General features: G+C 68.3%; 11 protein-coding genes. 8 read left to right on the top strand and 3 right to left on the bottom strand.

Annotation, left to right across the window (positions count from 1 at the left end):
* Positions 1 to 435: 435 nt before the first annotated feature.
* The 3 genes from JIG36_RS22145 to JIG36_RS22135 are packed head-to-tail and all read left to right on the top strand — an operon-like array spanning position 436 to position 2,340.
* Positions 436 to 909 (top strand): hypothetical protein, encoded by a 474-nt coding sequence (locus JIG36_RS22145; RefSeq protein ID WP_203378239.1) that lies wholly within the window; start codon positions 436 to 438, stop codon positions 907 to 909.
* Entirely contained in the window at positions 899 to 1,603 is a 705-nt protein-coding gene (locus JIG36_RS22140; RefSeq protein WP_203378238.1) for a beta/alpha barrel domain-containing protein, read from the top strand. The genes JIG36_RS22145 and JIG36_RS22140 overlap by 11 nt, the downstream gene beginning before the upstream one ends.
* Positions 1,604 to 1,629: 26 nt before the next feature.
* Entirely contained in the window at positions 1,630 to 2,340 is a 711-nt protein-coding gene (locus tag JIG36_RS22135; protein ID WP_203378237.1) for a hypothetical protein, read from the top strand.
* On the opposite strand, the gene JIG36_RS22130 is transcribed toward JIG36_RS22135, so the two are convergent.
* A complete protein-coding gene (locus JIG36_RS22130) occupies positions 2,313 to 4,199 on the bottom strand; it encodes a hypothetical protein (RefSeq protein ID WP_203378236.1) in 1,887 nt (628 codons plus the stop codon). The two genes, JIG36_RS22135 and JIG36_RS22130, sit on opposite strands and share 28 nt — an antisense overlap.
* 165 nt (positions 4,200 to 4,364) lie before the next feature.
* On the opposite strand from JIG36_RS22130, the gene JIG36_RS22125 reads away from it, so the two are divergent.
* From JIG36_RS22125 to JIG36_RS22115, 3 genes are all read left to right on the top strand, one after another.
* Positions 4,365 to 5,030 carry a hypothetical protein gene (locus JIG36_RS22125; protein ID WP_203378235.1) on the top strand — a complete coding sequence of 222 codons (666 nt, stop codon included), beginning with the start codon at positions 4,365 to 4,367 and terminating at the stop codon, positions 5,028 to 5,030.
* Positions 5,031 to 5,033: 3 nt separating this feature from the next.
* Positions 5,034 to 7,412: an AAA family ATPase gene (locus JIG36_RS22120; RefSeq protein WP_203378234.1), complete on the top strand. Its 2,379-nt coding sequence runs from the start codon at positions 5,034 to 5,036 to the stop codon at positions 7,410 to 7,412.
* A gap of 154 nt (positions 7,413 to 7,566) precedes the next feature.
* On the top strand, positions 7,567 to 8,157 hold the full coding sequence (locus JIG36_RS22115; protein WP_203378233.1) for a class IV adenylate cyclase: 591 nt from the start codon (positions 7,567 to 7,569) through the stop codon (positions 8,155 to 8,157).
* 54 nt (positions 8,158 to 8,211) lie between these two features.
* Here JIG36_RS22115 and JIG36_RS22110 read toward each other — a convergent pair whose 3' ends face one another.
* Positions 8,212 to 8,931, bottom strand: a complete 720-nt coding sequence (locus JIG36_RS22110) for a hypothetical protein (protein ID WP_203378232.1) — start codon at positions 8,929 to 8,931, stop codon at positions 8,212 to 8,214.
* Positions 8,928 to 9,476 (bottom strand): SigE family RNA polymerase sigma factor, encoded by a 549-nt coding sequence (locus tag JIG36_RS22105; RefSeq protein WP_307872851.1) that lies wholly within the window; start codon positions 9,474 to 9,476, stop codon positions 8,928 to 8,930. Before JIG36_RS22105 ends, JIG36_RS22110 begins: the two co-directional genes overlap by 4 nt.
* 239 nt (positions 9,477 to 9,715) lie before the next feature.
* Here JIG36_RS22105 and JIG36_RS22100 point away from each other — a divergent pair, with 239 nt between their 5' ends.
* Positions 9,716 to 11,257 (top strand): calcium-binding protein, encoded by a 1,542-nt coding sequence (locus tag JIG36_RS22100; protein ID WP_203378230.1) that lies wholly within the window; start codon positions 9,716 to 9,718, stop codon positions 11,255 to 11,257.
* Between the two features lie 43 nt (positions 11,258 to 11,300).
* Positions 11,301 to 12,731, top strand: a complete 1,431-nt coding sequence (locus JIG36_RS22095) for a calcium-binding protein (protein ID WP_203378229.1) — start codon at positions 11,301 to 11,303, stop codon at positions 12,729 to 12,731.

Below are 12,731 nucleotides of genomic sequence, written 5' to 3'. Positions count from 1 at the left end.
GTGTGGACACGCCGCACCCTGCAACCACCCGACCGGGCGGCTACGACGCCATGCCGATGTCCGGAGACATACCTATTCCGATGACGCGAGACACCCTATTCCGATGTGCTGAGCCAGGACACTACCGGGGGCACCCTCTGATTTCTCGAGACATCGAGCGAGCCCGGACCTACGTTTTGTAGGCCCGGGCTCGCTCCATCCCAGGCAGGTCCGGGTGTTCAGCCGTGGGCTCGATCTCCATCAGGTGACCCTCTTCGGCCAAGCGGCGGCTCACCTCGGGGGTGGCGGTCGGATCCTACGATGGGACATTGATGGTGATCATCACCCGGCTCGGGGGACTGCATGGCGTCGAGACCTCGTGGGCATGGCGGAGACGCGGAGGACGCGTCGCCGTCGTCGCCTCGTGCCAGAGGGCCCGGCGGGGGCGGCGGGAGCATGCGGGCCCACGAGGATGCGACCGCAGCCCGGTTTGACGCGGGGAGAGTCGATGGGCCCCGGCCGGCTGCCGTCGGCGGTACGTCTCGCGGGAACGAGGGGCCTGAGCTCAGCGCGGCGCGGCCCGAAAGCGGAACCGGGGCGGACTTCGTCGACAACATTGTCTCCAACCCCCAATCGCTGAACGGGCGCTCGGCCCAAGACATCGCTGATCAGTTCGAGGCTGCGGGATACCGGGCCCATGTCGAGCAGAGCACCAAGAGGGGGACTTCTCAGCGGGCCCAGCAGGTGCGCATCGAGGGGCATCCGGAGATCACCAACATTCAGGTTCATCCGGGCGGTGGGCGGCACACGCCGGACGGGTCGCCGTACTGGAAAATCTCTACGAGCACGCAAGGGAAGACCTGGGTGATCCCGCGAGACTTCCGGGGCGCCGACGAGCTGGGCGGGAACGTGGTGCGGTATGACGAATGAGCTGATCAAGGTGGACCGGGTCCGGTCGGTGGATGAGGCTCTCGCACTGGAGAAGGCGGGAGCTGACCTGCTCGGGGTGGACCTCACGCCGGATCCGCGGTTCGAGGACAGGCGGGAGATCACGGTCGAGCAGGCGGCCGCGATCGATGGGGCGCTGTCGCGGGCCTCGCTGGTGCCGCTTCTCGAACTCGACGATGAACCGGCGCGGATCCTGCGGATCGCTCAAGCAATGCACGCCCGGATGGTGCAGCCGGTGCGGACCGTGCTGCCACCGGCCGAGGTGCGGGCCCGGTTGAGCGCTGCGGGGATCGGGATCGTGTACGGCGGTATCGAGATCGCTCACGACGACGATCCGGGATGGGTGCTGAGCGCCTACAAAGATGAGCCGGACCTCGAGGTTTCGTTCTTCCAGGCCGATGTGCTGCCGGAATACCGTGACTCGTGGGCCTTTCTGCGCGACCAGTCCCCGGAATACGAGGAGGAGTTCCAGATCGCGGACCTGGACGACCTCGCGGCCGGCCATCCGATGCTGGTCGGTTTGGACTTCGCCCCGGTCAACGTGCGGGAAATCATCGAAAACCTTCCCCACGTACGCGGTCTGGTGTTCACGCTCGCCGAACGCGCCCGCCGTGAGGGGGTGCGGTTCCACTCGTACGCGGAAGCGCTCGGGACGATCCGGGCCCTGAAGGGGTAAGGAAAGAAGGAGGAAGGGGTGATGGGGTGCTGAGCGACGAGGAACGGCTTCTTCTGGCGCCCCACCTTGCTCTTCTTCGGGCGGCCGGGCGGGAGCTGCGAGAAGCCGAACGGGCGACGGCCGAGGCGGAACGGGACAGCGCCGCGGCGGAAACCGGGACGGACTGGCGCGACCGGCTTCTCGGGGGGCTGTTCAGCGCGAACGACCAGCGCAGCCAGCAATATCGCCGGGCCCGGGGCTCGCGCAAAGCGACGGAGAAAGCGCGGGACGCAGCTCGCGAGAAATACGAGACCTACGCCGTACGGGTGGATGGGCTGTTGGAACCTCTGCTGCTGCGCGAAGACCCGGCCTATCGCGCGAAAGCCGACGCCGTGCGGGCCTGTGACAAAGCCCTGAAAGCCTGCGAGGACCTGCGCTTCCAGATTGTGTCGACGACCGCGAAACGGGACGACAAGAGCTGGCACGAGGCTGAGTTCGGGCGGCAGCGGGTTCAGGAAGTGGTTCGCGAGGTGCGGGCTGAGGGGCCGCGGATCGGGCGGCTGCTGGAGCGGGCGGGAGTCCGTAAGGGACTTGATGTCGAACGGCTGAAAGGGCCCGCCGCCGAGCGTGGGCTGCTTGATGTGCAGCGGCAACTCGACGGGCTCATCAAAGAACTCGCCGATGCACGGCGGCGGGCCGATCAGGACCGGAAAGTGGCTTTACGGGCGGCTTATGACGAGGCCACCTCGAACGAGTAGTAATTGCTGTAGTCGCCCACCGTGCCGTCCGGTTTCACGGCCTGGACCTCCAGCCAGTGGTAACCCTCGGTGGTGGGTGTCCAGGTGACGGTCGCCCGGCCGTTCTCGCCGGCGTCGATCGTGGTGGGCTCGTCGCCGTCGAAGGAGTAGCGGTAGGAGGCCACCTCGGGCCAGCCGGCGGGCGGGAAGAAGGTGAAGCTGCCCGGCACGCCGACGCCGCCGGACGGGCCGGTCGTGCCGTCGTACACGCCGGACTCGACCTCCGGGTACGGGGCGAACGTCGTCCACCAGCGGGACGGCGCCGACGTGAAGCCGTTGGCGCTGCGGCTGCGGACGGTGATGGTCTCGTAGTTGGGATTGCTCGCGATGAAGCTGAAGTACGCGACCCCGTTCTCGTCCGCCTCGCGGGTTTCGACGCCGTCGACGCCCTCGCGCTCGATCAGGTATTCCGACACCGCGGGCACGCCGTCGTGCGGGGTGAGCTTGAGCAGCACCTCCTCGTTCCAGCGGGGCGTGCCGCTCTCGACCGTGACGGCCGGCTCGTTGCCGGCGATCAGCACCTCGTAGACCTTGGTGGGTGAGGTGTTGCCGGCGGCGTCGAGCGAGCGGACCGACAGCCGCTTCGGGCCGGTCGCGTCCGGGTTCAGCGTGAGCGTGACCTTGCCACCGGGCACGTCGGCCCGCACCGTACGGGGCTCGGTGAACGGGTCGTGGCACACCAGCCGCAGATATTCGCCGCCCTCGCAGACGCCGGAGACGCCCAGGTCGGTCCAGGAATACTGGAAACCGGCGATGTCCTTGTCCTTGTGCCCGTCGAACACGAACGTCGGGTCGACCCCGACCGGGCCCCACTCATTCGGGCGGTGGGTCGTCGAGGTCACGTCCGGGGCCGAGGGTGCGTTGCCGTCGTACGTGAAAAAGCATTTCTTCGACCACGCCGAGGTCTCGGTGCCGTCGCTGACCCGGGCCTGCCAGCCGTACGACTTGCCCTGCACGAGAGTGGTCACGGGAACGTTGGCGTTGGCCACGAAACCGGAGCGCGCGTTGCTGTCGGTGTAGACGCTGCGGTCGTCGGGGCTGCCGACCGGCCACAGCGCGAACTCGCCGGTCAGCCGCTCGCCGTCGGCGGTGCCGGCGTCCGCGTCGACGTCGGTGACCAGGGCCTGGAGGCGACCCGCAAAACCTGAGACGACCGGGTACGGCTTCAGCTGCGTACACGGGAAGCCCGCGTTGTAGAGGTGCGCGTTGTCGACCTTGGGCGCATGGTTGTACGACAGGTTGAGCTTGATGTCGTAATACCAGTAGAGCGTTTTCGCGTACGAAGGGTCGGCCTCGTGCTCGGCCGGCACCCGCAGCTCGAAGGTGACCAGCCGCTGCTTGGCCGCGGCCGCCTCGGCGATGCCGGCGCTCACGTCGAAGCCGATCGTGGTGCGCGCGCAGACCCCGGCGGTCTGGATGCCGTCGAGCCGGGTCAGCTCGGCCGGAGCCTTGTTCCAGGTCGGGGCGGCCGACACCGGCTTCGTACGCCAGATCTCGATCGACCGCTTGGTGCAGTCGGCGCGCGTGTTCTCCTGGACGTAGACCGTGCCGCCCGAGAGCTTCGCTCCCTCGTACGCGGAAAGGTCGAACGTGGCGTACACCCGCGACGTGCGGGTGACCCCGGCCTCGTCGGTCCAGGTGCCGAGCGGGAAATCCTGCTGTCCGGCGGCCGGGAACGCCTTGCCCGGCTTGGCGGAATCGGTCCAGCCGCTCATGACCTGCGGCGGGGCGTCGAGGTGCCAGGCGGCGGACGCCACGCCCGGGACGCCGAGGACCACACCCAGGGCAGCGGCCAGCGCCGCCCCAAAGGCTTTCTTCACTTGGTTTCCTTCCCCGTGGCCGGCGATGCGCCGGCAGGAGAATTAACCATCTGGATGTCTCGATAGGCAAGCGCGTTCAGCCCAAAAGGACGGTACGAGTTCGTAACAGCTCGGGGTGATACTGCCCGTACGGACAGTGTGCGTGCGTCAGAGCGGTGGACTCAGATGCGTAGACGAACGGTGGCGGCCGCGCTCGCCTTGATCCTGGTGGCGGGCGGTGCCGCATGCGGGGCACCGGAATTCACGTACGTCAAGAATTCGGGGCAGAAGACCTATTTCAAGGTGCCGCACGAGTGGCACGAGACGGACACCGGCGATGTGGACGACACGCTGAGCGGGTCCAATCCCGACTCGGCGACCGCCCAGTTGCGGCGCGACGCGTGGTGGTCGGTGGCCTACGACGCCTCGGCCGTCCCCGACGCCACCCATCTGCTCACGAGCGGGATCACCGCACAGCCCATCGTGTACGCCCGGGTGGCCGATCTCAGCGAACCCCAGCAGAACGCCGTCTCCCTCGACATGCTGCGCAACGCGTTCCTGCCGGTGACCGCCGAGGCCCGCGAGGCGTCGGCCGGCGCGGCCCTCGGACTGACCGGATTCGAGCTGGTGCGCGACGAGGTCCTCACGCCCGAGGGCGGGTTGCACGGCGTCCGCATCGTCTACGACTACGAGCTGGCGAGCGGTGTCATGCACACGTTCGACCAGACCGCGCTGCTCAACACCGACGGCAGCAAGCTCTACCTGCTGATCATCCGGTGTTCGACCAGCTGCTACCGCGACCGGTCCGACGAACTGGACACGATCGCGACGTCCTTCACGGTGAGGAGTTAGCGAATGGAAGGTCTGCGCCCGCCCGATGCGGGGCCGCGCGAAAGGGAACGGACCACGCGCAAACCCCTCGCCTTCTGGGACCGGATCAAATTCCTGCTGCTCTTCGCGATCGCGTGGTTCTGCCTGGTCTGGGCGGCCATGGCGGACAATCCGCTGCTGCCGTTCACCGACGCGATGCGGAATCAGCTGACCGACGGCAAGGGCATCACGCTGATGGTGCTGGCCGGCGTCGAGGTGCTGCGCCAGCTGCATTATCTGCTCAGCGAACACGTCTCCTGGTACCACCGCGTGTGGACGCACGGAATCTTCGGCGGCGTCGAGCGTACGTCGCACCGGCTGTTCTCGGACTGGACCCGGTTCCGCCTGATCCGCATCTTCAAGTGGCTGGTCTTCATCGGCGTGGTGGCGCTGATCCTCGGTTCGGTGCTCGACACCTCGCCCGCGCTCGCGCTGTTCCAGGTGCCGGCGTTGCTGTGGTCCGCGGCGCCGATGTTCCTGCAGGTCATCTTTATTCTGTTCATCGCCGTGGGGCAGTTCGCGGCGATTTTCTGGTTCCTGTCCCGCGGCGGCGTCGACGTCTATTACCCGGACGACGTGAAGACCCGATTCGCCGACGTGTGGGGGCAGGATCACGTGCTGGAACGCGTACGGGAGAACATCGTCTATCTGGAGCGCCCGGAAGCGATCGAGGCCAAGGGCGGGTACGTTCCCGGCGGCATTCTGCTGTGGGGGCCGCCCGGAACCGGAAAGACGCTGATGGCCGAGGCGGTCGCGGGCGAGACCGGCAAGCCGTACGTCTTCGTCGACCCCGGCGCGTTCATCAACATGTTCTTCGGCGTAGGCGTTCTGAAGGTGAAATCGCTCTTCCGCAAGCTGCGCAAACTGGCGCTGCGCTACGGCGGGGTCATCGTGTTCTTCGACGAGGCCGATTCGCTCGGCAACCGTGGCGCGCTGGCCCAGGGCGGCGGTCAGGGCGGTTTCCCCCGCGGCTTTTCCCCGACCGCCTGCAACGGCATGTCCTACATGTCCAACGACTCGCGCTTACTGGTCACCCGGAACGCCATGATGTACGGCGGCGGGATGGGCGGCGGCGGAGGCATGGGCACCCTGGAAGCGCTGTTGACCGAGCTGTCCGGCCTCAAGAAACCGCGCGGCTTCATCAACCGGCACGTGCGCCGGGCCCTGGGAATGCGACCGAAGCCGCCGCCGAAATACCGGATCCTCGTGATGATGGCGACCAACCTGCCCGAAGCACTGGACGAGGCATTGCTGCGGCCCGGACGCATCGACCGCATCTACAAGGTGGGCTATCCGAGCAAGGCGGGCCGGGTGCGCACCTACGAGGGTTATCTCGACAAGGTGAAGCACGAACTGGACGAGGAACAGATCGACAAGCTCGCGACCATCACCCCGTACGCGACCGGCGCCACCATCAAGGACATGGTGAACGAGGCGCTGATCACCGCCATCCGGGACGGCCGCGACACCATCACCTGGCGCGACATCATCAAGGCGAAGCAGCTCAAGGAGCTCGGACCGGCCGAGAACGTCGAATACATCGAGCGGGAACGGCACGCGGTCGCGGTGCACGAGGCCTGCCACGCCGTGGTCGCCTATCGCAGCCGGCATCACATGGAAATCGACATCGCCACCATCGAGAAGGGCAGCGGCTATCTCGGAATGGTCGCCAGCATCCCGCCCGAGGACCAGTTCACGACGTGGCGCAGCCATTACGAGTCGGACATCTACGTCTCGCTGGCCTCGCTGGCCGGCGAGCGGATGTTCTTCGACGGCGACAGCTCGTCCGGCGTCTCCGGGGACCTCGAATCGGCGACGGCGGTGGCGACCAACATGGAGGGCGTCTGGGGAATGGGGTCGACCGTTTCCTCGTACGCCACGTCGAGCCGTCTCGGAGTCGGCACTCCCGGCGGGCCGCCCAAGGGTTCCGACGAACTCGCGGCGCGACGCGCACTGGCCGATCGCATCGAGGACAACCTCGGCGAAATGCTCGAACGCACCGCCACGATCCTGAAGGAGAACCGCCGCGACGTGCTGGCCTTGGCGCATGCGCTGGAAACACACAAGACGCTGGCCGGTGAGGACGTGGTGGCCGTGCTGGAAGGCCGTCCGGGCCCCTTGGTCGACGGTTCGATCTATGCCGACGACACCTTCGCCGCACAGTTGGAGGGCTATCACCGGGCGGCCTTGGCGGCGCACCGCGATCACGCCGGACTGAGCGCGCCGCTGCCCGTTCCCCCACCACCGCCGGCCGAGGTGGTCGCGGCCGCGATGACCGAATCCGACAAGTGGAGCCGCCCGGTCATTCCGCAGCCGCGCGACCCGAACGGTTCGTCCCGACCAGGCGGCGAACCAGCCCCATAGCGAAAGGCGTCTGCCATCGCATGAAGGCAACTTCGGCCCGCCTGTACGCCCTGAGGCCGGGCTGCTCATAGAACGCGCCTCACGTCGAGCAGCTCAACGAACACGCTCACCGGATGGGCCTGGTCATCGCGACCCGGCCGTAGGAGAAAAGTTCATGGATACCGAGTTCGAGGCCCGTTTCCTCGACATCGACACCGATGCCTTCCGCCACACGCTCAGGGCGCAGGGTGGCCTATGCGTGATGCCTCGCACTCTGATGCGACGCTTCGTCTTCACGAACAAGGACATCGCCGAGCGCGGCGGTTGGCTTCGGCTGCGCGACGAGGGCCGGCGAGTCACGATGACCTACAAGCAGACCACCAGCGATGTGTCGGCGATCGACACGACCCTCGAAGCCGAGATTCAGGTCGACGACTTCCTCGCAGCGAAGGCGTTGCTGGAGGCGATGGGCTTCGAAGCCCTGCGCTACCAGGAAAACTACCGAGAGGAATGGAAGCTCGGCGAAGTGACCCTCGACGTCGACACCTGGCCCGGGCTTTCCACATACGTCGAGGTCGAGGGCCCGAGCGAAGCGGTCGTGCGCGAGACCGCCGAGAAGCTCGGATTCGACTTCGCGTATGCCGGCTACGGCAGCGTCGACGAGGTCTATCTGGCCGTCCTCAATCGCGACATCCTCAAGGAGGAGACGCTGACCTTCGCCGCGACTCCCGGACCGGGGCAAGGCGATCGTTCGACGGACAGATGACGACAACGGCCCGCGACCGGGTGGACTTTCGGTCGCGGGCCGTGTTTCTGGGGGTCAGCCGACGCCCTGGACTGCGTCCTTGTGGACGTGGACTCCGGCGCCCAGTTCGACGATCTGGGACTCGGTCAGGCCCACGCCCTGCCAGACCTGGACGATCAAGTAGATGCCGGACGGCTGCTGCAGCCAGAGCTCCCAACCGGTGTCGCCGCCGGCGGCGGGTGGGACCTTGCCGTCGGGGGTTACGCCCTGGAGGCTCTTGAGGAGGACGCCCTCCTTGTCGCCTACCTTGACCTTCTTGCCCTCTCGGGACGGGCCGCTCTGGTCCTTCGACTCGAGCATGATGGCGATTTTGTCTTCGAACGAGTCGGGGTTGTAGACCGGCTCCTCCGACGGGTTGACGTCGGGGCCGGGGTTCTTGGCCTTCTCGGGGGCGATCGTCAGGTAGCCCTGCTCGCTCGTCTGGACGAACCAGCCGTCGGGCACCTTGTCGACCGTGAAGCCCTTGGGCTGTTCGCCCTTGTAGGCGACCAGCTGGACGGTCGGTGCGCCGGCGGTGGTGCGGTCGGCCGGTGCGGTGGGGGCGCCGGTGCTGGTGGCGACCGCGATCGCGGCGGCCAGCGCGGCGACGCCGAACGCCGAACCGGCTACGGCCTGGACGGAACGGCGGCGGCGCAGCGCGCGGCGGCCGCGGGTCAGGTCGGCCTCGACCTGGTTGTTGTCGACTGCGGTCATCGGCCCGGCGATCTCGTGAAAGTGGTCACGCAGGTCGTTCATGGGGTGGCTCCCTGGCTGAGAAAGGTGGGTTGCGCCTGGTTCAGCGCGGCGCGGAGACGGTCCAGACCCCGGGCGGTCTGGCTCTTCACGTTGCCCTCCGAGCAGCTCAGCGCGTCCGCTGTGGCTGCCACGTCGAGGTCGTAGAAGTAGCGGAAGACAACCGCCGCCCGCATGCGTGGGGGCAGTTCGCGAAGCGCCTGCCGCACGGCGTCTCCGGCGGGACCGGAGCCGGCGGGGCCTGAACCGGCGACGTCGGGGAGCACAGCCATGGTCTGCTCCCGGCGCCGCCAGATCCGCCTCTTCTCGTCGATCAACGTGTTGACCAGCACGCGGCGGACATAACCGTCCGGATTGTCCGCCCGTTGGAAGGCCGGCCAGGCGACGTAGAGCTTGGTCAGCGCCGCCTGGACGAGGTCTTCGGCCAGGTGGGTGTCGCCCGCGGTCAGCAGGGTCGCCGTGTGCAGAAGCCGAGGTCGCCGGCTGACCACAAATTCGTGGAACTGCTCGTCTCGCTCGGTTCGGCCCGAGCCTCTGTCTCGTCTCACACCCCGATGACGATCGGCTTTCCGGCCAGGTTGCATGACGCCCATCATCGGCGCCCCGAGCAACCGGAAGCCCGAGATCACATCGGCGCGGGAAACAATCGGAAGCTCAAGATCAAAACCGCCGATTCCGTACGGGCCCAGACGGATACGAAGGTCGCCGCCCTGGTCACAGCCCCGGAGAGCCGGTCTATGATCCACTCCCCGCCCCGCATTCCGGTGCGCCGCCCGAAGGAAGAACATTGTCGCGCAAGAAGTGGTTGCTCCCCGCCGTTCTCGTCGTAGCCGCCGCTTCCACCGCGGTCGCCTCGACGATCGTGTCGGCTGAATCGGCCGAAGCCGCGACCACCGGTCTGGCGTCGGTCTCGGGCACCACGGTGATGTTCACCGCCGGGCCGGGCGCGACCAACAACGTCGTCGTGACGCTGTCGGGCAGCACGGTCACCGTCGACGACCGGGTCGCCGTCAAGGCCGGTTCGGGCTGCAGGGCGGTCCGCGGCGACAGCACCAAGGTCACCTGCACGCCGGCCAGCCGCGCGAAGGCCCTGCGGGTCAGCCTGGGCGACGGGAACGACTCGTTCGTCAACCAGACCACCGGGACGTACGCCCTGAAGGCCACGGTCTTCGGCGGCACCGGCAACGACTCGCTGCGGGCCAACTCGGCCGGCAACTCCCTCTACGGGCAGGACGGCAACGACCGGCTGTACGGCGGCTCGGGCAAGGACATCCTCTCGGGCGCAGCCGGTGACGACGTGATGGCCGGTGGCCCGGGCGACGACGTGCACTACGGCGGCGACGGCAACGACTCGCTGTCCGACACCGACGGCAACGACGTGCTCTATGGCAACGCCGGCAACGACAACCTGAGCGGCGGCGTCGGCAACGACCGGCTGCTGGGCGGCACCGGCAACGACACCCTGAACGGCTGGGCCGGTTCCGACACCATGTTCGGCGAGGACGGCGACGACCGTATGGCCGGTGGCACCGGCAGCGACGCCATCTATGGCGGCATCGGCATCGACCTGGTCACCTACTCGTACGCCGGAACCGCCTCGGCGATGATCGATCTGCGCGACGGCCGGGCCGGCGTGGTCGCCGCCACCGGTCCGAGCCCGGTGGACAACGACTTCCTCAGCGGCATCGAAAACGTCGGCGGCACGGCCGGGAACGACCACATCTACGGCAACAGCGCCCGCAACGTGATCGACGGCGGCGCCGGCAAGGACCACATCGAGGCGGGCGGCGGCCACGACGTCGTCTACGGCGGTGCGGGCGCCGACTACGTGCTGGCGGGTCCGGGCGACGACGTCATCGACGGCGGCGCCGACGGCGACACCCTGTGGGGCGAGACCGGCAACGACGTCATCACCGGCGGCGCGGGCAACGACCTGGTGCACGGCGGCGAGGGCACCAACGTCATCCGCGGCGGGAGCGGCAACGACGTCCTGCAGGCGTCCGGCGGCAGCGGCCCGATCTATGGCGAGGACGGCGACGACGTGCTCCGGGCCGGCATCAACGGCGACCTGCTCGTCGGCGGCCCCGGCAACGACCAGTTGATCGGCGGCTACAGCGGCGACCAGCTCTTCGGCGGCACCGGCGCCGACCGGCTGAACGGTGGCGAGGGCGACGACCAGCTCTGGTCCGAGCCGGCCGGATCGAACTCGGGCTCGGAGGTCGTCGCCGGCGGCGACGGCTCCGACACCTGCTACGCGCCGCCCACCGGCACGCACGAGGTGACCTGCGAGACCCTGGCCACCACCCCGGCGACGGAACCGAAGCCCTGAGACCGTCTATGATCCCACTCCCCGCCCTATACAAAGGACGAACATGTCACGCCGGAAGTGGTTGCTCCCCGCTGTTCTCGTCGTAGCCGCCGGTTCCACGGCCGTCGCCTCGACCATCTTCTCGGCCGAGTCGGCCGAGGCCGCCACCGCCGGAACCGCTTCGGTCTCGGGCACCACGGTGCAGTTCGTCGCGGCCGCGGGCGCCACCAACAGCGTCGTCGTGACTCATGCGGGCAGCACGGTCACCGTCGACGACCGGGTCGCCGTCAAGGCGGGCTCGGGTTGCAAGGCCGTGAAGGGCGACAGCACCAAGGTCACCTGTACGCCGAAGAGCGCGCCCAAGGCACTGCGGGTGAGCCTGGGCGACGGTAACGACACGTTCGTCAACAAGACCGCCGGCCTGACCGCCCTGGTCTCGGCGGGCGCGGGCAACGACACGCTCACGGGCAACAACGTCGCCAACAGCCTGTACGGCGACGCGGGCAACGACCGCATCCTCGCCGGCACCGGCAACGACGTCGTCTCGGGCGGCGACGGCAACGACAACCTGAGCGGCGGCGTCGGCAACGACAAGATGTACGGCGGCGCCGGCAACGACGTGCTCAACGGGTGGGCCGGCAACGACGTCATGTACGGCGAGGCCGGCAACGACTGGCTGGCCGGCGGCGGTGGCGGCGACATGGTCTATGGCGGGGCGGGCACCGACACCATCTCGTACGCCTACGCGGCCGCCACCGCGAGCGGGAACATCGATCTGCGGAACGGCCGCGGTGAGGTCCACACGCTCGGCGTCATGATCCCGGACAACGACTGGCTCTACCAGATCGAGAACGTGACCGGCACTCCCGGCTACGACTACATCTGGGGCAACGACGGGCCCAACCTGATCGACGCCGGCCCCGGGGACGAGACGGTCGAGGCGGGCGGCGGCAACGACACCGTCTACATCGGCACCGGCCGCGCCCTCCTGATCGACGGCGGCGCGGGCGACGACACCCTCTACGGGGGCACGGCCAACGACGTGATCCGGGGCGACACCGGCAATGACAAGCTGTTCGGCCAGGGCGGCAACGACGAACTCGACGGCGGTACGGGCGAGAACATCGTCCGGGGTGGCGCCGGCAACGACGTGATCCGCATCGGCCTCAGCGGCGACGGATACGGCGAGGCCGGCAACGACACCATCTGGGCCGGCGCCGGCGGCGGCTTCGTCGTCGGTGGCCCCGGCGACGACGTGCTCTGGGGCAGCACCGGCGAGGACATCCTGTTCGGCGGTACCGGCGCCGACCGCCTCTACGGCAGCGACGGCAACGACCTCCTCTGGTCCGAGCCGGCCGGTTCCGTCTCCGGTTCCGAGACGCTCTCGGGCGGCGGCGACACCGACTCGTGCTACGCACCCCCCACCGGCACGCACGAGGTGATGACCGACTGCGAAAGCCTGCCCACCACCCCACCGGCCGAGCCGACGCCCTAG

It is taken from the genome of Paractinoplanes ovalisporus, assembly GCF_016834655.1.
Lineage (GTDB): Bacteria > Actinomycetota > Actinomycetes > Mycobacteriales > Micromonosporaceae > Actinoplanes > Actinoplanes ovalisporus.
This window is presented reverse-complemented; position numbering and strand designations above follow the sequence as displayed.

What these genes read in the sequence shown, in the direction of transcription:
- JIG36_RS22145 (WP_203378239.1), top strand. Translation starts at nt 436, where the DNA reads ATGCGGGCCCACGAGGATGCGACCGCAGCCCGGTTTGACGCGGGGAGA.
- JIG36_RS22140 (WP_203378238.1), top strand. Translation starts at nt 899, where the DNA reads ATGACGAATGAGCTGATCAAGGTGGACCGGGTCCGGTCGGTGGATGAG.
- JIG36_RS22125 (WP_203378235.1), top strand. Translation starts at nt 4,365, where the DNA reads ATGCGTAGACGAACGGTGGCGGCCGCGCTCGCCTTGATCCTGGTGGCG.
- JIG36_RS22120 (WP_203378234.1), top strand. Translation starts at nt 5,034, where the DNA reads ATGGAAGGTCTGCGCCCGCCCGATGCGGGGCCGCGCGAAAGGGAACGG.
- JIG36_RS22115 (WP_203378233.1), top strand. Translation starts at nt 7,567, where the DNA reads ATGGATACCGAGTTCGAGGCCCGTTTCCTCGACATCGACACCGATGCC.
- JIG36_RS22110 (WP_203378232.1), bottom strand. Translation starts at nt 8,931, where the DNA reads ATGAACGACCTGCGTGACCACTTTCACGAGATCGCCGGGCCGATGACC.
- JIG36_RS22095 (WP_203378229.1), top strand. Translation starts at nt 11,301, where the DNA reads ATGTCACGCCGGAAGTGGTTGCTCCCCGCTGTTCTCGTCGTAGCCGCC.